Source organism: Micromonospora xinjiangensis, from assembly GCF_056150165.1.
Genome location: NZ_JAXCFO010000006.1, coordinates 141,137 through 164,492, shown reverse-complemented (window position 1 = coordinate 164,492; position 23,356 = coordinate 141,137). Strand labels below are relative to the sequence as shown.

At 74.1% G+C, this 23,356-nt stretch carries 20 protein-coding genes; 9 read left to right on the top strand and 11 right to left on the bottom strand.

Annotated features, from left to right (window positions below):
* The first annotated feature begins 135 nt into the window (after positions 1-135).
* Complete coding sequence (locus SM573_RS22245; RefSeq protein ID WP_474610493.1) at positions 136-1,335, top strand: ROK family transcriptional regulator; 1,200 nt, start codon at positions 136-138, stop codon at positions 1,333-1,335.
* Between the two features lie 292 nt (positions 1,336-1,627).
* Positions 1,628-4,264, top strand: a complete 2,637-nt coding sequence (locus tag SM573_RS22240; protein ID WP_474616956.1) for a galactose-binding domain-containing protein — start codon at positions 1,628-1,630, stop codon at positions 4,262-4,264.
* 55 nt (positions 4,265-4,319) lie between these two features.
* On the opposite strand, the gene SM573_RS22235 is transcribed toward SM573_RS22240, so the two are convergent.
* Both SM573_RS22235 and SM573_RS22230 read right to left on the bottom strand, forming a co-directional pair.
* A complete protein-coding gene (locus tag SM573_RS22235) occupies positions 4,320-4,985 on the bottom strand; it encodes a peptidoglycan recognition protein family protein (protein WP_474616955.1) in 666 nt (221 codons plus the stop codon).
* Positions 4,986-5,034: 49 nt separating this feature from the next.
* Complete coding sequence (locus SM573_RS22230; protein WP_474610490.1) at positions 5,035-5,781, bottom strand: GH25 family lysozyme; 747 nt, start codon at positions 5,779-5,781, stop codon at positions 5,035-5,037.
* 304 nt (positions 5,782-6,085) lie between these two features.
* Here SM573_RS22230 and SM573_RS22225 point away from each other — a divergent pair, with 304 nt between their 5' ends.
* Positions 6,086-7,219, top strand: coding sequence for a carboxylate-amine ligase (locus tag SM573_RS22225; RefSeq protein WP_474610489.1), 1,134 nt, complete (start codon positions 6,086-6,088; stop codon positions 7,217-7,219).
* Positions 7,220-7,307: 88 nt separating this feature from the next.
* On the opposite strand, the gene SM573_RS22220 is transcribed toward SM573_RS22225, so the two are convergent.
* Both SM573_RS22220 and SM573_RS22215 read right to left on the bottom strand, forming a co-directional pair.
* Positions 7,308-9,092, bottom strand: a complete 1,785-nt coding sequence (locus tag SM573_RS22220) for an N-acetylglutaminylglutamine amidotransferase (RefSeq protein ID WP_474610488.1) — start codon at positions 9,090-9,092, stop codon at positions 7,308-7,310.
* Between the two features lie 119 nt (positions 9,093-9,211).
* A complete protein-coding gene (locus SM573_RS22215; RefSeq protein WP_474610487.1) occupies positions 9,212-9,634 on the bottom strand; it encodes a MarR family winged helix-turn-helix transcriptional regulator in 423 nt (140 codons plus the stop codon).
* A gap of 82 nt (positions 9,635-9,716) precedes the next feature.
* Here SM573_RS22215 and SM573_RS22210 point away from each other — a divergent pair, with 82 nt between their 5' ends.
* On the top strand, positions 9,717-11,510 hold the full coding sequence (locus SM573_RS22210; RefSeq protein ID WP_474610486.1) for an ABC transporter ATP-binding protein: 1,794 nt from the start codon (positions 9,717-9,719) through the stop codon (positions 11,508-11,510).
* Between the two features lie 61 nt (positions 11,511-11,571).
* On the opposite strand, the gene SM573_RS22205 is transcribed toward SM573_RS22210, so the two are convergent.
* On the bottom strand, positions 11,572-12,132 hold the full coding sequence (locus SM573_RS22205; protein ID WP_474616954.1) for an NADPH-dependent FMN reductase: 561 nt from the start codon (positions 12,130-12,132) through the stop codon (positions 11,572-11,574).
* Between the two features lie 138 nt (positions 12,133-12,270).
* Between SM573_RS22205 and SM573_RS22200 the strand changes: the two genes are divergently transcribed.
* Positions 12,271-12,756, top strand: coding sequence for a MarR family winged helix-turn-helix transcriptional regulator (locus SM573_RS22200; protein ID WP_474610484.1), 486 nt, complete (start codon positions 12,271-12,273; stop codon positions 12,754-12,756).
* 18 nt (positions 12,757-12,774) lie between these two features.
* On the opposite strand, the gene SM573_RS22195 is transcribed toward SM573_RS22200, so the two are convergent.
* Entirely contained in the window at positions 12,775-13,569 is a 795-nt protein-coding gene (locus tag SM573_RS22195; protein ID WP_474616953.1) for a TetR family transcriptional regulator, read from the bottom strand.
* Positions 13,570-13,678: 109 nt separating this feature from the next.
* Here SM573_RS22195 and SM573_RS22190 point away from each other — a divergent pair, with 109 nt between their 5' ends.
* Both SM573_RS22190 and SM573_RS22185 read left to right on the top strand, forming a co-directional pair.
* Positions 13,679-14,611, top strand: coding sequence for an ABC transporter ATP-binding protein (locus SM573_RS22190; RefSeq protein WP_474610482.1), 933 nt, complete (start codon positions 13,679-13,681; stop codon positions 14,609-14,611).
* On the top strand, positions 14,608-16,233 hold the full coding sequence (locus SM573_RS22185) for an ABC transporter permease (RefSeq protein WP_474616952.1): 1,626 nt from the start codon (positions 14,608-14,610) through the stop codon (positions 16,231-16,233). Before SM573_RS22190 ends, SM573_RS22185 begins: the two co-directional genes overlap by 4 nt.
* Positions 16,234-16,369: 136 nt before the next feature.
* Here the strand turns inward: SM573_RS22185 and SM573_RS22180 are convergent, their stop codons facing one another.
* The gene (locus SM573_RS22180) at positions 16,370-17,317 is read right to left on the bottom strand and encodes an ArsR/SmtB family transcription factor (RefSeq protein ID WP_474616951.1); all 948 of its coding nucleotides are present in this window, start codon (positions 17,315-17,317) and stop codon (positions 16,370-16,372) included.
* A 119-nt stretch (positions 17,318-17,436) separates the two neighbouring features.
* On the opposite strand from SM573_RS22180, the gene SM573_RS22175 reads away from it, so the two are divergent.
* Positions 17,437-17,931: a tetratricopeptide repeat protein gene (locus SM573_RS22175; protein WP_474610479.1), complete on the top strand. Its 495-nt coding sequence runs from the start codon at positions 17,437-17,439 to the stop codon at positions 17,929-17,931.
* Positions 17,932-17,956: 25 nt separating this feature from the next.
* Here SM573_RS22175 and SM573_RS22170 read toward each other — a convergent pair whose 3' ends face one another.
* The 4 genes from SM573_RS22170 to SM573_RS22155 form a co-directional block, all read right to left on the bottom strand.
* On the bottom strand, positions 17,957-18,745 hold the full coding sequence (locus tag SM573_RS22170) for a DeoR/GlpR family DNA-binding transcription regulator (protein WP_474610965.1): 789 nt from the start codon (positions 18,743-18,745) through the stop codon (positions 17,957-17,959).
* A gap of 179 nt (positions 18,746-18,924) precedes the next feature.
* Complete coding sequence (locus SM573_RS22165; protein WP_474616950.1) at positions 18,925-19,839, bottom strand: class II fructose-bisphosphate aldolase; 915 nt, start codon at positions 19,837-19,839, stop codon at positions 18,925-18,927.
* Complete coding sequence (locus SM573_RS22160) at positions 19,839-20,774, bottom strand: 1-phosphofructokinase family hexose kinase (protein WP_474610477.1); 936 nt, start codon at positions 20,772-20,774, stop codon at positions 19,839-19,841. Before SM573_RS22160 ends, SM573_RS22165 begins: the two co-directional genes overlap by 1 nt.
* A gap of 13 nt (positions 20,775-20,787) precedes the next feature.
* Complete coding sequence (locus SM573_RS22155; RefSeq protein WP_474616949.1) at positions 20,788-21,666, bottom strand: SIS domain-containing protein; 879 nt, start codon at positions 21,664-21,666, stop codon at positions 20,788-20,790.
* 226 nt (positions 21,667-21,892) lie between these two features.
* Between SM573_RS22155 and SM573_RS22150 the strand changes: the two genes are divergently transcribed.
* Positions 21,893-23,350, top strand: a complete 1,458-nt coding sequence (locus SM573_RS22150; protein WP_474616948.1) for a Gfo/Idh/MocA family oxidoreductase — start codon at positions 21,893-21,895, stop codon at positions 23,348-23,350.
* The last annotated feature ends 6 nt before the right edge of the window (positions 23,351-23,356 follow it).

Below are 23,356 nucleotides of genomic sequence, written 5' to 3'. Positions count from 1 at the left end.
CGACGGGTGCGACGACGTGTCCCGGGGGTTACATCACGGCTTAAATTATGTCGTCATTAAAGTGGTTGGTCAGTGGGCCGTCAAGCACGGGGGCCGTACAGTGCGTCCGGACGACCGACGGGATCGAGGTGACGAGTGGAGCTCGCGAGAGCCACCAACCGGAGCGTGCGGCTGCGCAACCGGGGGGCCCTGCTGACGAAGCTCTTCCTCGACGGGCCGCTGACCCGGCAGGACCTGGTGCGCAGCACCGGGCTGAGCCAACCGGCCGTGAGCAACGTGGTCAGCGACCTCATCGAGGAGGGCCTGGTCGCCGAGGCCGGCGCCGCCGAGTCCGACGGTGGCCGGCCCAGCATGATGCTGCGCATCGCGCCCCGCTACGCCTTCCTCGTCGGGGTGGACGTCGGCGAGACCCGGGTCCGGGTCGAGCTCTTCGATTTCGCGATGACCCTGCTGGCCAGCGCCGAGTACCCGCTCGACCCGTCCCGCACCGAACCCGGCGAGGTGGCCGGTCACGTCCTGGCGGGCATCGACGCGGTCACCGGCGCGGCCCGTGTCTCCCCCGCCGACGTGCTCGGCGTCGGGATCGGGGTCTCCGGCGTGGTCACCCAGGGCGAGCACGCCGTGGTGCACGCGCAGGCCCTCGGCTGGGACCGCGTGCCGCTGGAGCGGCTGATCGCCGCCGGCACCGACCTGCCGCTGCACATCGACAACGGCGCGAAGACCCTCGGCCAGGCCGAGATGTGGTTCGGTGCCGGCCGCGGCGCCCGGCACGCCGTCTTCGCCCTGGTCGGGTCCGGTGTCGGCGCGGCCGTGGTGACCGGCGGGGTCACCTACCGCGGCGCGTCCAGCAGCGCGGGGGAGTGGGGGCACACGACCCTGGTGTACGGCGGGCGGCAGTGCCGCTGCGGTGCCCGCGGCTGCCTCGAGGCGTACGTGGGCGCGGAGGCGGTCATCGACCGCTACCGGGAGGCGCGACGTGGCCGTGCGGTACCGGGCGAGGACGAGGAGTCCCAGCTCAACGCGCTGATCGAGGCGGCCGCCAGCTCCGCCACGGCCCGCCGGGTGCTCGACGAGACGGCCGCCTACCTCGGCGCCGGAGTGGCCAACCTGATCAACCTGTTCAACCCCGAGCGGGTCGTGCTCGGCGGCTGGGCGGCCATGGCCCTCGGCGACCTGTTGCCCGCCGTACGCGAGGCCGCCGGTCGGCAGGCGCTGCGTCAGCCGTACGAGCAGGCCTCGATCGAGCTGTGCCGGCTCGGGGTGGACGCCGTCGCCCTCGGCGCCGCCACCCTGCCCATCGCCCGCTTCCTCGGCGACGGCGGCGTCCGCCCCTGACCCGCCCGTCCCGCCCCACCGGTCTCCGGCCCCGTGCTCCCGGCGCGATCCTCCTGATCACCGGGAGAGGCCGGAGGCGGACGGAGGCGAGATCGTCCTTATCGGACCTTCGGGATAAATAACAGTGTTATAGATCGATGTCTTGACGCCTTCGCAACGCCGCCGTAACACTCCATTGAGAGCGCTCTCCGTTCCACGGCGTCGCCCCGGCCGCACATCCCCGGCAACCGTGGACGAGCCCGAACCCCCCGTCGCCCCGGCCCTTCGCGGCCTCCTACTGACAGGCGAAGTCATGACATCTCAGGCATTATCCGTACCCCTGCCACCGCCGCGCCGCCGCGCCGCGCGCCTGCTCGTCGGGCTCGCCGTGGCCCTGGTCGCGGCGCTCACCCCGGCCGTCGGACCCCCGCCGGCGCAGGCGGCGCCGACCCTGCTGTCCCAGGGCCGGCCGGCCACCGCCTCGTCCAGCGAGAGCGCCGCCACGTCGGCCGCGGCCGCGGTGGACGGCAACGGCGGCACCCGCTGGTCCAGCGCGTTCAGCGACCCGCAGTGGATCCAGGTCGACCTGGGTGCCCGCGCCACCCTCAGCCAGGTGACCCTCAACTGGGAGGCGGCCTACGCCCGCGCGTTCCAGATCCAGACCTCCGACGACGGGTCGAGCTGGACCACCGTCCACAGCACCACCACGGGGACCGGCGGCACCCAGACGATCACCGTCACCGGCGCCGGCCGCTACGTGCGGATGTACGGCACCGCGCGGGGCACCGCGTACGGCTACTCGCTGTGGGAGTTCCAGGTCTACGGCGAGATCGGCGGCGGCACGCCGGGCTGCGGCAGCGCCAACGCCGCCCAGGGCCGCCCGGCCACCGCCTCGTCGACCGAGAACGCGGGCCTGCCCGCGTCGGCCGCCGTGGACGGCGACACCGGCACCCGCTGGGCGAGCGCGGCGGGTGACCCGCAGTGGCTGCGCGTCGACCTCGGGAGCACCCAGTCGATCTGCCGGGTGGTACTGAACTGGGAGGCCGCGTACGCCCGGGCCTTCCAGATCCAGACCTCCACCGACGGGTCGAACTGGACCACCGTCCACAGCACCACGACGGGCACCGGCGGCACCCAGACGATCGACGTCACCGGCAGCGGCCGCTACGTGCGGATGTACGGCACCGCGCGGGGCACCGCGTACGGCTACTCGCTCTGGGAGTTCCAGGTGAACACCACCGGCGGGACCACCGACCCGGGCGTGCCGCCCACCGACCCGCGCAACCCGAACTTCGGTCCCAACACGTTCGTCTTCGACCCGAGCACGCCGACGGCCACCATCCAGAACCGGCTGAACACGCTCTTCGCGCAGCAGGAGGAGAACCAGTTCGGCCCGCAGCGGTACGCCGTGCTGTTCAAGCCCGGCACGTACACCGCCGACGTGAACCTCGGGTTCTTCACCCAGGTCGCCGGCCTCGGGATGAGCCCCGACGACGTGAACCTCAATGGCCACGTCCGGGTCGAGGCGTTCTGGATGGGCGGCAACGCCACCCAGAACTTCTGGCGCTCGGCGGAGAACCTGTCGGTGACCCTGCCGGCCGGGGTGACCGTGGAGCGGTGGGCCGTCTCGCAGGCGGCGCCGTACCGGCGGATGCACCTGCGCGGCGCGCAGAACCAGATCCAGCTCTGGAACGGCGGTGACGGCTGGTCCAGCGGCGGTCTGATGGCCGACACCAGGATCGACGGCCTCGTCGTCTCCGGTTCGCAGCAGCAGTGGTACTCGCGCAACAGCGAGTTCGGCAACGGCTGGGCCGGCTCGGTGTGGAACATGGTCTTCCAGGGCGTGGTGGGAGCGCCGCCGCCGCACTTCCCGAACCCGTCGCACACCGTCATCGCACAGACCCCGCTGGTTCGCGAGAAGCCGTTCCTCTACGTCGACGGCACCGGCGAGTACCGGGTGTTCGTGCCGGCGCTGCGCACCAACTCGACCGGCACGAGCTGGTACGGCAAGACCCCGGCCGGCTCGTCCATCTCCCTGTCGCAGTTCTTCGTCGTGCAGCCCGGCACCAGCGCGGCCACCATCAACGCGGCGCTCGCCCAGGGCCGGCACCTGCTCTTCACCCCGGGCGTGCACCACGTGACCGAGCCCATCCAGGTCAACCGGGCCGACACCGTGATCCTCGGCCTCGGCCTGGCCACCATCCAGGCGGACAACGGCACCGTGGCCATGCGGGTGGCCGACGTGGACGGGGTGAAGGTGGCCGGCGTCATGTTCGAGGCCGGCACGACGAACTCGCCGGTGCTCATGGAGGTCGGTCCGCCCGGATCGTCGGCCAGCCACGCCGCGAACCCGACCTCGCTGCACGACGTGTTCTTCCGCATCGGCGGGCCGCACGTCGGCAGGGCCACCAACACGCTCACCGTCAACAGCGACAACGTGATCGGTGACCACATGTGGCTGTGGCGCGCCGACCACGCGGCCGCGGGCGTGCCCACCGGGTGGACGCTGAACACCGCCGACACCGGCCTGACCGTCAACGGCGACGACGTCACCATGTACGGGCTCTTCGTCGAGCACTACCAGAGGTACCAGACCGTCTGGAACGGAAACGGGGGGCGGACGTACTTCTACCAGAACGAGATGCCGTACGACCCGCCGAACCAGGCCGCCTGGATGAACGGCGCGACCCGGGGGTACGCCGCGTACAAGGTGGCCGACGGGGTGACCAGCCACCAGGGCTGGGGCATGGGGAGCTACTGCTACTTCAACGTCAACCCGGCGGTGGTCGCCGAACGGGCCTTCGAGGTGCCGACCAACCCGAACGTGCGGTTCACCAACCTGGTGACCGTGTCCCTCGGCGGTGTCGGCACCATCAACCGGGTGATCAACAACACCGGTGGCACCGCGAACACGGCCAACCAGCAGGTGTACCTCACCGCGTACCCGTAGACCGGAGCCGCGGCGGGCCGGTCGGCGTGCTGCCGGCCGGCCCGTCCGGGTGCGCTCAGCCGAGCCGGGCGGCGACGGCGCTGCGCAGCTCGGGCAGCCGGCCGTGCATCAGGCCGGGGCACTGCGTGTTGTTGAAGTCCTTGTGCCCGTAGATCTCGGTCGGCGGGATGCCGTACTGCTGGCAGGTGAACGCGCAGAACACGATGAGGCTCTCCCAGAGCGCCGCGGGCGGCTGCACGTCCACGTAGATGCCCTCGTTCTCGATGCCGATGGCCTGGTTGTTCTGCCCCACGCAGTGCGCCCCCTGCACCATGGTGCGCCCGTGCAGCAGCGCGCGCAGGCTGCCGTGCCGCCCCTCGGTGAGGTGGCCGCCGCGACTGTTGGTGAAGTGCTGCCCCGAGTCGAGCCAGCCGTTGGTGTCCATGTGCAGGTCCTGGATGTCGCGGGAGTTGGCGTACGCGTGGGCGAGGCTGTAGTCGGTGGAGTTGGGGAACGCCGTGTGGTGCACGATGATCTTGTTGGGGCGGTTGTTCAGCACGGTCACGGGGCTCGACGGCGGGCGGGCGCCCCACGTCGCGCAGTTGGCGATGACCGGCTGGTTGACGGTCGTCGCGGCGCCGGCCTTGCGGCGGGCGGCGAGCTGACCGGCGGCCGTCACACCGGCGGCGGCGCCGAGCAGCACCGCGCCGCGCAGCACGGCACGGCGGGGGAGCGGGGACATGCGGACCTCCGGATCTCTCGTGGGCGGGGATGGTGCCGGGACGCGCGGGTCAGCAGGTGCCGTCGCAGGCGAGCACCCGTAGCCGGTCCAGCGACCCGTTCCAGACGTTCTGCTCCCCGGGCAGGGGCCCGCGCGCGGACCACTGCCAGAAGGACCACGTCGACCAGCCGGCCGGCAGGGTGCCGACCGTGGTCGCGTAGCGGGACAGCCAGAGCGGGTTGGTGCTCGCGAACCCGGCGTGGTTGCCGGTGCAGGTGATCCACCAGTCGGCGGTGGTGTGGATGGTCGCCCACCGGCCCGTGCGGGCCCGGTAGCGGTCGACGAACGCGCTGATCCAGGCGCGCATGGCGGTAGGGGTCAGCCCGTAGCAGGTGGCGCCGGACGGGTGGTACTCGATGGAGAGCGCGCCGGGCAGGGTGCGGCCGTCGCGGGACCAGCCGCCGCCGTGGTCGACGAACCAGTCGGCCTGGGCCGCGCCGCCGCCGAGGTCGGGCCGGGCGACGTGGTAGGCGCCGCGGATCATCCCGACCGAGTAGGCGCCATTGTAGTGCTGGGCGAAGGAGGCGTTGCTGACCGTGGTGCCCGCGGTCGCCTGGATGTAGGCGAAGCGGGCGCCGCCGGACCAGGCCGCCGACCAGTTGACGGTGCCGTCGGCACCGGAGACCTGCACACCGGGCAGGCCGGCGGGGGCGGCGTCGGCGGGCCCGGGCCGCAGCGCCGCGACGGCGGCCAGGGCGGCGCCGGCCGCCACGGCGGCGGCGAGGACGAACAGGGCGGTACGCGGGGGACGGCGCACGGGTTCCTCCCGGGGTTGCGGTGCAGCCGGCGGAGCGGTGAAGGGATCTGTCAGTGATTAGGGCACAAGAAGTAGATACTTTTCAATACCCCGGGGTTGACCGGTCGTGAAGAAGGAGACGCCGGCCCGTCGATTCCGGCCGGCGCCGTTGTGTGGCCGACACCGAGCGGGCCTTGCGGGCGGCGCGCGTGGGCCGACTACGGCACGGGCGGGCGGCGTTTGCCGCTCGGGCCGCCGGGAAAGCGGGTGCCGCCGGCAGTGTGCGGCGCCCGGCGCGCCGCCCGACGAAACGGACGACGAGCGCATGACGTACCGTCCGACGGTCGCCACCGCGGTGCCCGACCTCACCACCCTGACCCTCGGGGTGGAGGAGGAGTTCCTGCTGCTGGACCCCGCGACGGGCGAGAACCTGCCGGTCGCCCAGCGGGTGCTGACGGCGCTGCGCGGGCCGGCGCGGGACCAGAGTCGGCAGGAGTTCCGGCACAGCATGGTCGAGATGGTCACCCCGGTGACCGCCGACCTGGCCGAGTTGCGGTCGCACCTGGTGGCGCTGCGGCGCTCCGCCGCCGACGCGGCGCGGGCGGCCGGCGCCCGGCTCGTCGCGGTCGGGGCCACTCCGATGCACGAGCCGCACCGGACGGTGCCGGACAAGCCGCGCTACCACGCCATGTCCCGACGGTACGGGCCGGTGGCCCACGACCCGGCCGTCTGCGGCTGCCACGTGCACGTCGGCGTGCCGGACCGGGAGCTGGCCGTGCAGGTGTGCAACCACCTGCGGACGTGGCTGCCGGTGGTGCACGCGATCGCCACCAACTCGCCGCTGCACGACTGCCACGACACCGGGCACGCGAGTTGGCGGTCCATGCAGCTCGAACGCTGGCCGAGCCTCGGGCCCACCCCGTACTTCGCCTCCGCCGCGGACTACGACCGTACGGTGGGGGAGCTGATCGACGCGGGCGTCATGCTCGACGCCGCGATGGTCTACTGGTACGCCCGGCCGTCCGCCGCGTATCCGACGGTGGAGATCCGGGTCGGTGACGTGTGCCCCACGGTGGACGACACGGTGCTGGTCGCGGCGCTGCTGCGCGCCCTGGTCGCCACCGTCGTCGACGACGTCCGGGCCGGGGTGCCCGCCTCGCCCATCCGGGACTGCCTGGTCTCCGCCGCGCACTGGCGGGCCGCCCACGACGGCCTGGACGGGGACCTCATCGACCTGCGCCGGGGTGGTGCGCGGCCGGCCTGGGAGCTGGTCGACGACCTCTTCGCCTGCGTGTCGCCGGCGCTGGTCCGCCACGGCGACCTGGGGTACGTGCTGGACCAGCTGACCCGGCTGCGGCGGGAGGGCACCGGCGCCACCCGGCAGCGCCGGATTCTCGACGAGACCGGCGACCTGCGGACGGTCCTCGCCGAGCTGACCGCCTGGACCGTCGCCGGCTGACCGCCGTCGGGCGCGACTGCGTGGAACCCGGCCCGTGGTGCCCCGCTACGCGCCACCGGTCGGCCGCGCCGCGGCGGCCCCGTCGGCGTCAGGTGACCCCGTGCGACTGGAGCCAGAGTTCGAGCAGCCCGAGCTGCCAGAGCTTGTTGCTGCCGGCCGCCGCCTCGGCGCGGTCCGGCTCGGCGAGCAGGTGCGCCACGTACTCGGGGCGGAACAGGGCGCGCTCGCGGGCGACGGGCGCCTGCAGCGCCTCGACCACCAGTTCGCGCACGGGCCCGTCCACGTTGCGCAGCGCCGGCACCGGGAAGTAGCCCTTCGGCCGGTCGATCACGTCGGCCGGCAGCACCTCGCGGGCGACCTCCTTGAGCACACCCTTGCCGCCCTGGGCCAGCTTGTGCTCCGGCGGGCAGTGCGCCGCGAGGGTCACCAGGTCCTGGTCGAGGAAGGGCGTGCGCACCTCCAGCCCCCAGGCCATGCTCATGCTGTCCACCCGCTTGACCGGGTCGTCGGGGAGCATGAGGTGGGTGTCCAGCCGCAGCACCGCGTCCAGCGCCGTCTGCGCCCCGGGCGCGGCCAGGTGCGCCTCGACGAGGTCGCGGCTGGCGTCCTGGTCGAGCGCGTACTCCGGCCCGATGAGCTGGTTCAGCTCGGCGTGGCCGCGGTCGAAGAACGCGGCCGCGAACTCGGCCGCCGCGCCCTCCCGCGGGACGTCGCCGAGCGGCTGGTGGTAGCCGTAGCCGGCGAACACCTCGTCGGCGCCCTGCCCGGACTGCGCCACCTTGACGTGCCGGGCCACCTGCTCGGAGAGCAGGTGGAAGGCGACCACGTCGTGGCTGCCCATCGGCTCGGTCATGGCGAGCACGGTCCGGCGTACGGCCGGCACGAGGTCGTCGTCGGCGAGCCGGATCCGCTGGTGGTCGGTGTCGAAGGCCCGCGCGACCAGGTCGGAGTAGTGGAACTCGTCGCCGGACTCGTCGCCCCGGCTGTCGAAGCCGATGCTGAACGTGCGCAGGTGCTGCTGCCCGGCCTCGGCCAGCAGCGCCACGATGAGGCTGGAGTCGAGCCCGCCGGAGAGCAGCACGCCGACCGGGACGTCGGCGACCAGCCGGCGCCGTACGGCGGTGCGCAGGGCGTCCCCGACGGCGGCCTGCCAGTCCCGGGCGCCCATCCCGGCGTCGGCGGGTTCCCGCACGTAGTCCGGGCGCCAGTACACCTCGTCGCGGCTGCGCCCGTCGGCCTCGACGACGCGCACCGTGGCCGGCGGCAGCTTCCGGACCCCGCGCAGGATCGTCCGGGGTGCGGGCACGATCGAGTGCCAGGAGAGGTAGTGGTGCAGCGCCACCGGGTCGATCCCGGTGTCCACCTCGCCGGCCTTCAGCAGCGCCGGCAGGTTGGAGGCGAACCGTAGCCGCCCCGGCGTCTCGGCGAGGTAGAGCGGCTTGATGCCGAGCCGGTCGCGGACCAGCACGAGCCGCCGCCGGGCCCGGTCGACGAGCCCGATCGCGAACATGCCGACCAGGTGGTCGACGAAGCGCTCACCCCAGTGGGCGTACGCGACCAGGATCACCTCGGTGTCGCTCGTGGAGTGGAACGCGTACCCCGCGTTGCGCAGCTCCTCGCGCAGCTCCGGGTAGTTGTAGATGCAGCCGTTGAAGACCAGCGCGAGGCCCAGGTCCTCGCGGACCATCGGCTGCGCCCCGGCGTCGGAGAGGTCGATGATGGTGAGCCGGCGGTGCCCGAGGGTGACCCACCCGTCGGTCCACAGCCCCTCGCCGTCGGGGCCCCGGGAGCGGAGCGCCTCGGTCATCCGGGTCACGGCGGCGTCGTCGGGTCTCGTCCCGTCGAAGCGGGCCTCCCCGCTGATGCCGCACATCAGCGGCGGCCGCCGGTCGCAGGGCTGAGCAGGCGTACCACGTGGCCCTCCCGTCACCCACCGGTCCCGTGCATCGGACGCGCTGGGCTACCCCGTCCGGGCAGGGGCAAACGGGGTGGTCAGCCGCGCAGCGTACGCAGGATGCGGGCCAGCTCGTCCCGGTCGGCGGGGGCGAGGTCGGCGAAGAACCGGTCGGCCTCGGCGTGGCGGGCGGCCCGGATGGCGGCGCCGGTGCGTACCCCCTCGGTGGTCAGCGCGACAAGCGTGGCCCGCCGGTCGTTCGGGTCGGGGCGCCGCTCCACGAGCCCGCGCCGTTCGAGGTCGTCGACGACCTCGGTGGCCGACCGGGCGGCGATGCGCAGGTGCTCGGCGAGCGCGCCGGGCCGCAGCACGCCGTGCCGCGCCAGGACGCCGAGCGCCCGTGCCTGGCTGGGGGTGACGTCCCAGGGGGCGAGGGCCTCCCGGGTGCGGTGCCGCAGCCGCCGGGCGACCGCCCAGAACGCCTCGGCCAGGGTCTCGTCGTCGCCGTCCGCCTCGGTCACGCGGAATACCGTAGCAGCAGGTACGGTTGTTACCTCATGATGAGGCAACCTCAGTAAACCTCCCGGACGGAAGGACCCGCTCTTGGAGCCCACCCCACTCGGCCGCGACCGCGGCCCCCGCACCGTCAGCGCCGCGGAGAAGGCGCAGGCCCGGGAGGTGTCGCTGCGGCGCATCGCCGGGCTCTTCGGCCCGCACCGGGCCGCTCTCGCCGTGGTCACCGCGACCATCGTGGCGTCCTCGATCATCGCGATGGCCTCGCCCTTCCTGCTCCGGCACGTGATCGACCAGGCCCTGCCGGACCGCGACCTGCCCCTGCTGGTCTGGCTGGTGGTCGGCATGGTGGCGGTGGCCGCCGTCACCGCCGTGCTCGGCGTGGTGCAAACCTGGATCTCCACCCGCGTCGGTCAGGAGGTCATGCACCGCCTGCGCACCGACGTCTTCCGCCACCTCCAGCGCCAGTCGCTGGGGTTCTTCACCCGCACCCGCACCGGTGAGGTGCAGTCGCGGATCACCAACGACATCGGTGGGATGCAGGCGGTGGTCACCTCCACCGCCACGGCGGTCGCCTCGAACCTCACGACCGTGGTCGCCACCGCCGTGGCCATGGTCGCCCTCTCCTGGCGGCTGAGCCTGGTGTCGCTCGTCATCCTCCCGCCGGCCGTCTGGCTCACCCGCCGGGTCGCCCGGCTGCGCCGCGAGATCACCGCCGAGCGGCAGCGGGAGCTGGCCGACCTCAACGTCACGGTCGAGGAGGGCCTGTCCGTCAGCGGCGTGCAGCTCGCCAAGACGCTCGGCACCGCGCCCGCGCTGATCGCGCGCTTCACCGCGTCCTCGGCCCGACTGGTCGACCTGGAGCTGCGCAGCGAGCTCGCCGGCCGCTGGCGGATGGCCTCGATGAGCATCGTCTTCGCCGCCGTCCCGGCGCTCATCTACCTCGGCGCCGGCCTCCCCGGCACCGCCGGGACGCTGAGCATCGGCACGCTCGTCGCCTTCACCGCGCTGCAGAACGGGCTGTTCCGCCCGCTCATGGGCCTGCTCAACGTGGGTGTCTCACTGACCTCGTCACTGGCGCTGTTCGCCCGGATCTTCGAGTACCTGGATCTGCCGGTCGAGGTGGCCGACCCGGTCCACCCCGTCCGCGTCGACCCGCGCCGGGTCCGCGGCCACCTGCGCCTGGAGGAGGTCACCTACAGCTACCCGGGCAGCGACACGGCCGCCGTCGCCGGGGTCACCCTCGACGTGCCCGCCGGCAGCGGCCTGGCCCTGGTGGGCGAGACGGGCTCCGGCAAGAGCACCCTCGCGGCGCTGGTCAGCCGGCTGCACGACCCGACCAGCGGCCGCATCACCGTCGACGGCGTCGACCTGCGCGACCTGCGCCTGGCCGACCTCGCCGCGATCGTCGGCGTGGTGAGCCAGGAGACCTACCTGCTGCACACCACCGTCCGGGAGAACCTGCGCTACGCCCGGCCGGACGCCACCGACGCCGAGATCGAGGCCGCCGCCCGCGCCGCCCGGATCCACGACGTGATCGCGTGCCTGCCGGACGGGTACGACACGGTCGTCGGCTCGCGGGGGCACCGCTTCTCCGGCGGGGAGAAGCAGCGGCTCGCCATCGCCCGCACCCTGCTGCGCGACCCCCGGGTGCTGATCCTCGACGAGGCGACCAGCGCGCTGGACACCGAGACGGAGCGGGCCGTGCAGCGGGCCTTCGCGGAGCTGGCCGAGGGGCGTACCACGATCACCATCGCCCACCGCCTCTCCACCGTCCGCGACGCCGACCAGATCGCGGTCCTCGACCACGGCCGGATCGTCGAGTGCGGCACCCACGACGGCCTGATGGACCGCAACGGCCGGTACGCGGCCCTGGCCGCCTGACCGGCGCCGCAGACGCGAACGGTGGCCGCGGGATCGCCGCGGCCACCGTTCCCGTCGGTGCTCAGTTCTGGCGCAGGTGGGCCAGCGCGGTGCTCCAGGCCACGACCTGGTCGAGCATCGTGCCCAGCGGCGCCTCGTGGGCCGGGTTCGGCTTGAAGACGCTGAAGTTCTCGAAGTCGGTGAAGAGCGACAGCGCCACCTGGGCCCGCACGTCGGCCATCTGGAGCTCGGCGGCGATCAGGCGCAGGTGCTCGACGGCCCGGGTGCCGCCCGCGGAGCCGTAGCTGACGAAGCCCACGGCCTTGTTGTTCCACTCGCCGTAGAGGTAGTCGATGGCGTTCTTGAGCGCGCCGGAGGTGGAGTGGTTGTACTCGGGCGTGACCATCACGAACCCGTCGTACCCGGCGATCGTCTCCGCCCAGCGCTTGGTGTGCGGCTGGGTGTACTGCCCGTACGACGGCGGGATGGCCTCGTCGAGGTGCGGCAGCGGGTAGTCGAGCAGGTCGATGAGCTCGAACTCGGCGTCGGAGCGCTGCTTGGCGAGTTCGAGGACCCAGCGGGCGACGGCCTCGCCGTTGCGTCCGGGGCGGGTGCTGCCGAGGATGATGCCGATCCTGGTCATGCGTGTGGTGCCCTTCGAGAGGTGGTGCCTGACTCGGACACGCTAGACAACGATTGCTTGACTAAGCAATTACCCGGCCTATGGGCACCGTCACATCACCCCGTTGGCCCCGGTCGGTGGGCAACTAGCATGGATCGCATGCCCGGCCCGTCCCCGCAGCCCCCGAGGCCCCTCGACGTCGACGAGGAGGCGGTGGTCCGCAGCCTGTTCCGGGTGATGTACCTCCTGCCGCGGGCGATCGACGCCGACATGGTGCACGACCGGCAACTGCCCCTGACCGAGTACACCGCCCTGATGCACCTCTCCGAGGCGCCCGACCGGCGGATGCGGATGAACGAGCTGGCGAGCGCGTGCCACCTCTCGCTCAGCGGCATGACCCGCACCATCGCCCGGCTGGAGACCCAGGGCTTCGTGCGCCGGGTCCGCTGCGAGGAGGACGCCCGGGGCTGGAACGCCGTCCTCACCGACGCGGGCTTCGCCCGCCTCGAGGAGTCCTGGCCGAGCCACCTCGCGAGCGTGCGGCGGCGCTTCCTCGACCACTTCGCCGGCATCGACCTGGCCGCCCTGGCGCGGGCCTTCGAGCGGGTCGGCACGGCGCGGGAGCCCGCGCCCGACGGCTCATAACCAGTCGCAAAACAGTCGCTAAACCGTCTCGTTATCTCGGTCGTCCTGGTCCAGGTAGCGGTACACGGTCGCCCGGGAGACACCCAGGGTCGCGGCGATGGCGTCCACCGAGTGGGTGCCCGCCTCGTGCATCCGCCGGGCCGCCGCCACCTGCGCCCGGTCCAGGGCCCGCGGCCGGCCCGGCCGCCGCCGGGTCGCCGCCGTGCCGGCGCGACCGCCGACCCCGGCGGCGCCCGCCGCGGTGTCCGACGGCGCGCCGGCGTCCCCGCTCGGCGCGGCGAGCAGCCGGCGTACGCCGTCGAGCATGTCGGCGCGGAGCACCTCGTCGGGCACGTCGGCGAAGAAGACGACGGGGTCGCTGCACATGGCGACCGCCTGCACCGCGCGGATCCGTTCCCGGCGCCCCGCCCCCGGCCCGGCGATGAGGTCGTTGGCGCGCATCGCGATCCGCATCAGACGGTGGTAGGTGTCCCCGCGCGTGACGAGGGCGATGTCGTGGAAGAGCATGCCGAGAGGCCGCCGGTGGGCGAGCATCGTGTCCACCCAGCCTTCCAGGACCGTCGCGCGGGCCTGCTCCACCGGGCGGCCCTCGGCGTCGTCGAGCAGCCGCTCGAGGTCGGCGATGAGCGGCTCGACCAGCGCCGCCAGCAGGTGCTCCTTGGCCGGGAAGTGGTAGAGGACGGCGGCCTTGGTCAGCCGCAGCCGCTCACCGATCTGACGCAGCGAGGTGCGCTGGTAGCCGTGCTCGGAGAACAGGTCGAGCGCGGCGCGCAGGATCCGGGAGCGGGTGTCGTCCGCGGGCTCGGCCGTCATGCCGGTCAGCCTAGCCCGGCACCCTGACCGGTGGCAGGGCTCGCCGTTGAGCCCGCTGACCGCCGGTCAGTACACTGGCGTCGTCGATGTCACTCGCCGGGGAGGCGCCATGGCCGTCATCGCGATCGACAACCTGGTCAAGACGTTCGGGGCCGTCCGCGCGCTCGACCGTCTCGACCTGCGGGTGGAGGCGGGGGAGGTGCACGGCTTCCTCGGCCCGAACGGGGCCGGCAAGTCCACCACCATCCGCATCCTGCTCGGGCTCCTGCGCGGCGACTCCGGCGAGGCACGCGTGCTCGACGCCGACCCGTGGCGCGACGCCGTCCGCCTGCACCGCCGGCTGGCGTACGTGCCGGGCGACGTGAGCCTCTGGCCCAACCTCTCCGGCGGGGAGGCCATCGACCTGCTCGGCCGGCTGCGCGGCGGCCTCGACCGGCGCCGCCGCGACGAGCTGCTGGAGCGGTTCGACCTCGACCCGACCCGCACCTGCCGCACGTACTCCAAGGGCAACCGGCAGAAGGTCGCCATCGTCGCCGCCTTCTCCTCCGACGTGGAGCTCTACGTCCTCGACGAGCCGACCTCCGGCCTCGACCCGCTCATGGAGGCGGTGTTCCAGGACGAGGTCCGGCGGATCCGCCGCGACGGGGGCACCGTGCTGCTCTCCAGCCACGTGCTCGCCGAGGTGGAGGCGCTCTGCGACCGGGTCAGCATCATCCGGGAGGGCCGCACCGTGGAGTCCGGCACCCTGGCGGACCTGCGCCACCTCACGCGCACGGCGGTGACCGTCGAGACCGCCCGCCCGCTCACCGGCGTCACGGAGCTGCCCGGCGTGCACGGCGTACGGCAGGTCGACGGGCGCACCCACCTGGAGGTCGAGCCCGCCCACCTCGACGCGCTGCTCGGGCACCTCGTCCAGTTCGGCGTGCGGGCGCTGAGCAGCGCCCCGCCCACCCTCGAGGAGCTGTTCCTGCGCCACTACGGCGCCGCGGAGACGGCCACCGACGGCCACCGGCCGACCGAGGCGCCGGCGGGCGCGCGATGAACGGCTTCGCCGGCACCGGGCACCTCGTCCGGCTCGTGCTGCGCCGCGACCGCGTCCGGCTCGGCATCTGGGTGCTCGGCACGCCCCTGCTCGGCTACGCGCTCGCCGCCAGCGTCGCCGGCGTCTACCCCGACGAGGCCGCCCGGCACGGCTACGCCACGACCTCCGCGTCCAGCCTCGTGGCCCGGGCGTTCAACGGCCCGATCGCCGGCACCGACCTCGGCGCCGTGGTGGTGGCCGAGACGTACGCGACCCTGGTGGTCCTCGTCGCGCTGCTCAGCACCTTCGCCGTGGTGCGGCACACCCGGCAGAACGAGGAGACCGGCCGCGCCGAGCTGCTCGGCGCCTCCGTGGTGGGCCGGTACGCCCTGCTCACCGCCGCCCTCCTGGTCGTCGTCGCGGCGAACGTGCTGGCCGCCGCCCTGCTCGCGGTCGCCCTCGTCGGCTCCGGGCTGCCCGTCGCCGGGTCCGTCGCCGCGGCCGCCGCGATCTGCGGGGTCGGGGTCGCGTTCACCGGCGTCGCCGCCGTCACCGCCCAGCTCACCGTCACCTCCCGCGGCGCCAACGCGCTCGCCGCCGCGGCCGTCGGGCTCGCCTTCCTGCTGCGCGCCGCCGGGGACGTGTTCGGCGAGCAGAGCGCCGACGGCACCCGCGTGGAGAGCGCCTGGCCGTCCTGGCTCAGCCCGATCGGCTGGGGCAACCAGGTCCGCGCCTACACCGGCGAACGCTGGTGGACGCTCGCCCTGCCCGTGGCGCTGCTCGTCGTCGCGGTGGCGCTGGCGTACGCCCTGGCCCGGCGACGCGACCTCGGCGCCGGCCTGTTCGCCGCCCGCCGGGGCCCGGCGCACGCCGCGGCGCGGCTGCTCAGCCCCGCCGGGCTGGCGTGGCGGTTGCAGCGCGGCACGCTGCTCGGCTGGGCCGTCGGGGTGGCGGTGCTCGGCTTCTCGATGGGCATCGCGGCCGACGAGTTCAACGCGATGATCGCCGAGAACCCGACCGCCGCCGAGGCCATCGCGGCGATGGGCGGCGGCGCCGACCTGGTCGACGCGTACCTCGCCGCGATGCTCGGCCTGTACGCGCTGGCGATCGGCGCGTACGTCGTCCAGGCGCTGCTGCGCGTGCGCGCCGACGAGGCCGACGGGGTGCTCGAAGCCGTCCTCGCCACCGCCGTGAGCCGCGGCCGCTGGCTCGGCACCCAGGTGGCCGCGGCGGTGCTCGGCGCGCTCGCCCTGATGCTGCTCGGCGGGATCACCACCGGGCTCGGCCACGGCGTGGTCGCCGGCGACCCGGTGGGCAGGATGCTCGCGCTCGGCGGCGCCGCCGCGCTCCGCCTGCCCGCCCTGCTCGTCGTCGCCGGGGTCGTGACGGCGCTGTTCGGGCTGCTGCCCCGCTGGTCGGTGGTGCTCTCCTGGACGGCGCTCATGGTGTTCCTGCTGCTCGGGCAGCTCGGTGCGGTGCTGGAGCTGCCGCAGGCCGCGCTCGACCTCTCGCCCTACACCCACGTGCCGTCCGTGCCCGCGGTCGACCCGACGGTGCCGCCGCTCGCGGTGCTCACGGCGGTGGCGGCGGCGCTGCTCGCCGCCGGCGCGGTGGCCTTCCGCGCCCGGGACGTCCCCCGCTGACGCCTGCCGCCCCACGCGGAGCGCGGGTGTGCTCCACGCGCGACGGTCGACGATTTGCGCAACGTCAGGGAGGTGGTCCCCTCCGCCATCCCCGGAGGCCGCCGTTTCCCTGACGGTGGGCGATCACGGGCGGGCGTCACGCGCTCCCGTCCAGCAGGGCGGTGCCCAGCGGTGTGCGGCGGTAGCGGATCTCGTGGCGGTGGCGTTGCCCGATCACCAGGCCCGCCGCGCGCAGCACCGTCAGGTGCTCCGACACCGTGCCGGCGGCGAGCGCGTGCCGGTGCGCCAGCACGGTGGTCGTCGCCGGTTCGGTGAGGCCGGCCAGCAGCGTGGCCCGGGTCCGGCCGACGAGCCGGGCCAGCGCGGCCAGCCGCTCGGTGCCCGCCGGCTGCCACAGGGTGGCGAGCCCGCGGGCCGGATAGATCACGGCCGGCTGCCAGGGCGGGTCGAGGACCACCAGCACCTGGTCCCACTTGAACGCGCTGGGCATGAGCAGCAGGCCCTCCCCGGCGAGGTCGCGGTGCTCGTCGTCGCCGCGGTCGCGGGTGAGGACGCCGTCGTGCCAGCGCAGCTGCGGGTGCAGCTCGGCGAAGAGCCGGTCCAGCCCGCCCTCGGCCATGCGGCGGCTCTGGTACGCCACGTCCGCGTCGAGCAGGGCACGCACCGTCGGCCACACGGGCTCGATCACCTCGCGCCAGACGTCGCGGATCACCCCGGTCAGCAGGCGCAGCGCGTCGGCCGGGTCGGCGAGCATCCGCCGGCCCAGGCCGGTGCGGGCCGCGCCCCGGGTGTCCCGCAGCGACCGGGCGACCTCCGCGCGCACCCGGTCGAGAGGCGTCGCCTCGATGCGCGCCAGCTCGTCCTCGAAGCGGGGGCTCGGAACGGTCGGCGGCGGGGACAGGAAGTCGGGGCTGTAGCCGCGGCGCGGTTGCAGCAGCGTGACGGGCCGCAGGTCCAGCGCGGCCAGTTGATGGCGTACGGAGTCGAGGAAGCCCTGATGGTGCCCGGGTAGGTCCTCGGGCGTGGTGAGCCGGATCGCGTGGATCGTCTCCAGCGCCGGGGAGAGCGCGAATCGGCAGCGCATCAGGTCGGCGGGGCCGAACCGCAGGGTGATCGCGATCGCCGCCTCCTTCGCCGCCGGGATGATTCGGCGGTGCCCGAATCACTGGCGGACCAGTCTATCCGGCCGTCAAGATCCCGGCCATGACGATCACACCCGAGTGGGAACGCCGCAGCGCCGACCTGTGGGCCGCCATCGACGACCACGACCCCGACGAGTTCCGGGCACGCGTCGACGAACTCGCCGCCGAACTGCCCGAGGGGCACCCCGTCGCGGCCTTCGAGCGCGCCTGCGCCTTCGACTCGACCGGCCACTCCGACCGGGCGGTTCCCCTCTACCGGGAGGCGCTCGCCGGCGGCATCTCCGGCATCCGCCGCCGGCGCTCGGTGATCCAACTGTCCAGCTCGCTGCGGAACATCGGGCGGGCGCAGGAGGCCGTCGAGCTGCTGACGGCCGAGCGACAACAGCCCTCCGACGAGCTCGACGACGCGGTGGCCGCCACCCTCGCCCTCGCCCTGACCAGCGTGGGCCGCGAGCGGGAGGCCGTCTCCGTCGCGCTCGCCGCCCTCGCCCCCCACCTGCCCCGCTACCAGCGCTCGATGGCCAACTACGCCCGCCTCCTGGTCGAGCCGGAGTAGCGCCCTCTCGGCGGTGGCGGGAGGGTCAGGCCAGCAGGACGGTCACCCCGGCCGCGCGCAGATCCGCCACGATCCGCTCGTCGGCGGCGTCGTCGGTGACGAGGGTGTCCACGGCGGACGCGTCGCAGATCTTGGCGAAGGAGTGGCGGCCGAGCTTCTCGGAGCCGGCCACCACGACCACCTGGCGGGCCCGGCCGACCATGAGCGCGTCGATCCCCGCCTCGCTCTCGTCGTGGCAGGACGTGCCGTCGGCGGAGAAGCCGTCGACGCCGAGGATGAGCACGTCCAGCCAGAGCGAGTTCATCACCATCGTGGTGAGCGGCCCGGTCAGCTCGTACGACTGGGGAAGGGCGACCCCGCCGAGGATGACGGTGCGCACGGACGGCCGCAGCACCATCTCGTTGGCGATGTTCAGCGCGTTGGTCACCACGGTCAGGGCCGGCCGGGGGGTCGTCTGCGCCAGGTCGGGCCGGGCCGCGAGGTGCCGGGCGGTGGCCGACGTCGTGGTGCCCCCGTTGAGTCCGACGACGCTGCCCGGCTCGACGAGCCCGGCGGCGGTGGCGGCGATGCGCTCCTTGGTGCTGCGGTCCCCACGGTGGCGGTAGCGGACCGGCAGGTCGTACGCGACGGAGCTGGCCACGATGCCGCCGTGGGTGCGGGTGACCAGCTGCTGCGAGGCCAGGGCGGTGAAGTCGCGGCGGACCGTCGCCTCGGAGACCTGGAGGGCGGCGGCGGCCTCGACGACGGAGAGCCGCCCGCCCCGCGCGGCGAGGAGTTCCAGCAGCGCCTGGAGCCGGCGGGACCGGTCGGCCATCCCACCGGGCGGGCCCGTCGTGGTCTCGGTGGACGTCACCGCACGGCTCCGGCCGCCGGCGTCACCGGCGCCCGCGACCACCGTGCGGCGGGCGGCGCCGCGTCGGTGACGAGGCGCTTCCCGACCGGCGCGAGGATGACCACGGGCACGATGCTAACGACCGGGACGGCGCGCACCGCTCACCCCCCGGTCACGGTCGGCGCCCGACGGCCGTCGGCTCCGGCGGCCCCGTCACCGTCGGGGCGGCGCGGCACCGGCACGGCGGCGGCCACGAGGCGGCAGTAGTGCGCCACCGTCTCGGCCATGGCGTCGCGGGCCGGCGTGAGGTAGCGACGGGGGTCGACCAGCTCGGGGCGCGCGGCCAGGGTCTGGCGCACGCCGCCGGTGAAGGCCACGTTGAGGGCGGTACCGATGTTCACCTTGGCGATGCCGCCCGCGACGGCGCGGCGGAGCTCGGCGTCGGGGACTCCGGACGAGCCGTGCAGCACCAGCGGCACCGCGACCGCCGCCCGCAGGTCGCCGATCAGGCGATGGTCGAGGGCCGCCTCGCGGACGGTCATGGCGTGCGTCGAGCCGACCGCGACGGCGAGGGCGTCCACACCGGTGCGTGCCACGTACGCCGCCGCCTCGGCCGGCTCGGTGCGGGCGCCGGGGGCGTGCGGGTCGACCGGCGGCTCGCCGTCCTTGCCGCCCACGGTGCCCAGCTCGGCCTCGACCCAGAGCCCCCGGTCGTGCGCGAACTCGGCCGCCGCCCGGGTGGCCGCCACGTTCTGCTCGTAGGGCAGCCGGGACGCGTCGACCATCACCGAGCCGAAGCCGTGCTCCGGCGCCTCGCGCCACAGGTCGGGGGAGACGACGTGGTCGAGGTGCAGCGCCACGTCGACCGTGGCGGCGGCCGCGATCGCGCGGGTGCCGGCGGCGACCGGCGCGAGCCGGCCGTGGAACCGGACGGCGTTCTCGCTGATCTGGAGGATGACGGCTCGCCCCGCGGCCTCCGCGCCGGTGACGATCGCCTCGGCGTGCTCGAGGGTGATCACGTTGAACGCGCAGACCGGGCCGGCGGCGACGATCTGCCCGGTCGGTACGAGCGGCATCACAGCTCCTTGACGATCGCGTCCCGGCGCAGCCGCCGGTAGTCGGACAGGTCGACGCTGCCCGCCACCGACGCGCGTACCGAGGCGGCCGACAGCGCCACCGCGTCGGCGAGCCGGTCGGGCCACGGCTGCCGGCGGAGCATGCCGGTGACCAGCGCGGCCACGCAGGCGTCTCCCGCACCGGTCGGGTTGCCGGCGACGGGGTGCGGCAGGTGGGCGTGCCAGGCCCCCGCGTCGGTCACGGCGAGCAGCCCGGCCGGCCCGAAGGAGGCGACGACGGTACGCGCGTCGAGCGCGCGCACCGCCTCGACGGCGGCGGCCGGTGGCGGCGCCGGGCGCCCGAGGAGGCCGGCCAGCTCCTCGGCGTTCGGCTTCACCAGGTCGGGGCGCGCGCCCAGCCCGTGGCGCAGCGCCGCGCCGCTGCTGTCGAGCACCGTCCGGGCGCCGGCGCGGCGGGCCGTCTCGACCAGCAGCCGGTACGCGTCGGCGGGTACGCCCTCCGGCAGGGAGCCGCAGAGCGCGACGACCTCGGCGTCGCGCGCCAGGTCGGTGAAGCGGTCGAGGAAGGCGTGCCACTCGTCCGGGGCGATCGTGGGCCCGGGCTCCCACAGGCCGGTCGCCGCCCGCGGCTCGGCCACGACCACGGTGCGCCGGGATTCGGCCGCGATCGGCACGAACGCCTCCGGCACGCCCTCGCCGGCCAGCAGCGACCGGACCCGTGCGCCCGTGGTGCCGCCGGCGAGCCCGGTGGCGAGGACCCGTTCGCCGAGGGCGTGCAGCAGGCGGGCCACGTTGACGCCCTTCCCGCCGGCCCGCTCGTCCACCCGGGCCACGCGGTGCGTGCCGCCGGGGGTGAGGGTGGGGACGTGGTAGGTCACGTCCAGCGCCGCGTTGAGCGTGACGGTGAGGACCCGATGCGTCCGCCGGTCGCTCATCGCGCGCCCGCGGTCATGTCAGGACCACCGAGCGGGTCAGGTGGCGGGGCGCGTCGGGGTCCAGCCCCCGGTGGACGGCCAGCGCCACGGCCAGCCGCTGCGCGAGGACCAGGTCGGCCATCGGGTCGCGTGCGGAGTGGACGAACGTGGCTCCGGTGCGGGTGATCTCGTCGGGCAGCCCGGCGGGCACGGCCCCGAACGCCCACACGGCCCGGTCGGGGCCGGCGACGGCGATCGGCCCGTGCCGGTAGTCCATGGCCGGGTACGCCTCCGCCCAGAAGGTGGCCGCCTCCCGGCACTTGAGGGCCGCCTCGTGGGCGAGGCCGACGGTCCAGCCCCGGCCGAGGAACGTGACCTGGCGCAGGGTCGCCGGGTCCAGCGGCAGCGGGGCGGTCAGCGCGTCGGTCGCCTCGCGGACGGCGCGGTCGAGGTCCTCGCCGAGGTGCGCGCGCAGCACGGCCAGCGTGGTGGTGGCGAACCGGGTCTGCACCACCGACTCCTCGTCGGCGAAGGGGAGACAGACCGGCTCGTCCACCAGGGTCACGGCGGGGGAGCGGGGGTCGCCGAGGATGCCGGTGCTGGCGGTGCGGCCACGAAGCCGGCGCAGCACGTCCAGCACCTCGGTGGTGGTGCCGGAGCGGCTGATCGCCAGCACCCGGTCGTAGCGGCGCCGGTCGGGGAACTCCGACGCCGCGAAGGCGTCCGTCTCGCCGTGGCCGGCGCCTTCGCGCAGTGCCGCGTACGCCGTCGCGACGAACCACGACGTGCCGCACCCGACGACGGCGACCCGTTCGCCGGGGCGCGGCAGCCCGGGGGCGAGCGACCCGGTCAGCGCGATGCCACGTTCCCAGCAGCGCGGTTGGCTGGCGATTTCCTGTTCGACGTGTGTCATGGCGCTCCGACCGCTGCCACGGCGTTTCCTGCCGGCGCGAAACCGCGCGATTTGACGGGCACCCGAGCGTAAACGGTCAACCGCACTGTCGGCAATCCGTGCGACGGGATCTCGCGTGTCCCTGGTGAACGCCCAGGACTGCCCCTTGCCATCGATGGGCGTTTGATTGACACTGCTCACTGATCCGAGCAAGCAGGCAAGTTCGATCAGGCTCCACCACGAGGGAGTGATCACTGTGGCCCCGCCCGCCGAGTTCCACCCGACCCGTCGTGACCTGCTCCGGTCCGGTGCCGTGCTCGGCGCCGCGGCCGGCCTCACCGGTGCCGTCGCCACCCCGGCGGCGGCCGATCCCACCGGCGTCGAGCCGAAGCGCGGCCGCGGCGAGAAGAGCATGACCAACGTCCCGTTCGAGGGCTACGACCAGGTCCGCGTGGGGCTGATCGGCGTCGGCAACCGCGGCGGCGACCAGGACCGGCGATTCGGCGCGGTCGCCACGGTCACCGCCGTCTGCGACATCCGGCCCGAGCGGGTCACCCGGACCATCGGCCGGATCATGGAGCAGGGCTTCCAGGACACCCCGCCGGTCGGCTACTCGCGCGGCGAGGAGGACTACCTCAACCTGCTGCGGCGCGACGACATCGACCTCGTCTACATCGCCACCCCGTGGGAGTGGCACCATCCGATGGCCAAGGCGGCCATGGAGCACGGCAAGCACGTCGCCGTCGAGCTGCCCATCGCGCCGTACCTCGACCAGATCTGGGACCTCGTCCGCACCTCGGAGCGCACCCGGCGGCACTGCGTGCTCCTGGAGAACGTCAACTACTTCCGGCCCGAGATGGCGATGTTCACCATGGCCCGGGAGGGGCTCTTCGGCGACCTCCAGCACGCCTCCGGCGGGTACGTGCACGACCTGCGCTGGCCGTACCTCTTCGGTGGCGCCTACCACCCGGAGCACTGGCGCCGCCGCTGGCAGACCCGGATGAACGCCTCGCACTACCCGACCCACGGCCTCGGGCCGGTGGCGGCCACCCTGGGCATCAACCGCGGCGACCGGTTCGACGAGTTGATCTCCGTGGCGTCGCTGCCCAAGGCGCTCGCCCTCTTCCGGGCCGAGGACCCCCGCGTCGGCCCCGACCACTCGTCATGGGACGACCGGCCCTACATCTCCGGCGACCGGCACACCTGCTTCGTCACCACCACCAGCGGCCGGTTCATCCGGGTCGAGCACGACGTGAACTCGCCGCACCCGTACACCCGGGAGACCACGCTGACCGGCACGCGTGGCTCGATCGAGCTGGACAACGGCCGGGTCTACCTGGAGTCGCTGGGCCACCAGAACCACACCTGGCGCACCGGCGCCGAATACGACACGCTGCTGCGGCAGCACGACCACTGGCTGTGGCCCACACTGGAGGGTCTCGCCGGCCAGTACGGTGGCCACGGCGGCGGCGACTTCATCTCCATCTGGCGCCTGATCCAGACGATGCGGCTGGGCATGACCCCCGACATCGACGTGTACGACTCGGCGGCGTGGTGCGCGGTCATCCCGCTCAGCCACGAGTCGTTGAAGACCGGCCGCATGCGCCCGGTGAAGGTGCCGGACTTCACCCGCGGGCACTGGCGCGAGGCGCGGCCCACGTTCGACCGGCCGAAGCCCGAGGACCCCTGGCTGGAGACCGACTGACCGGAG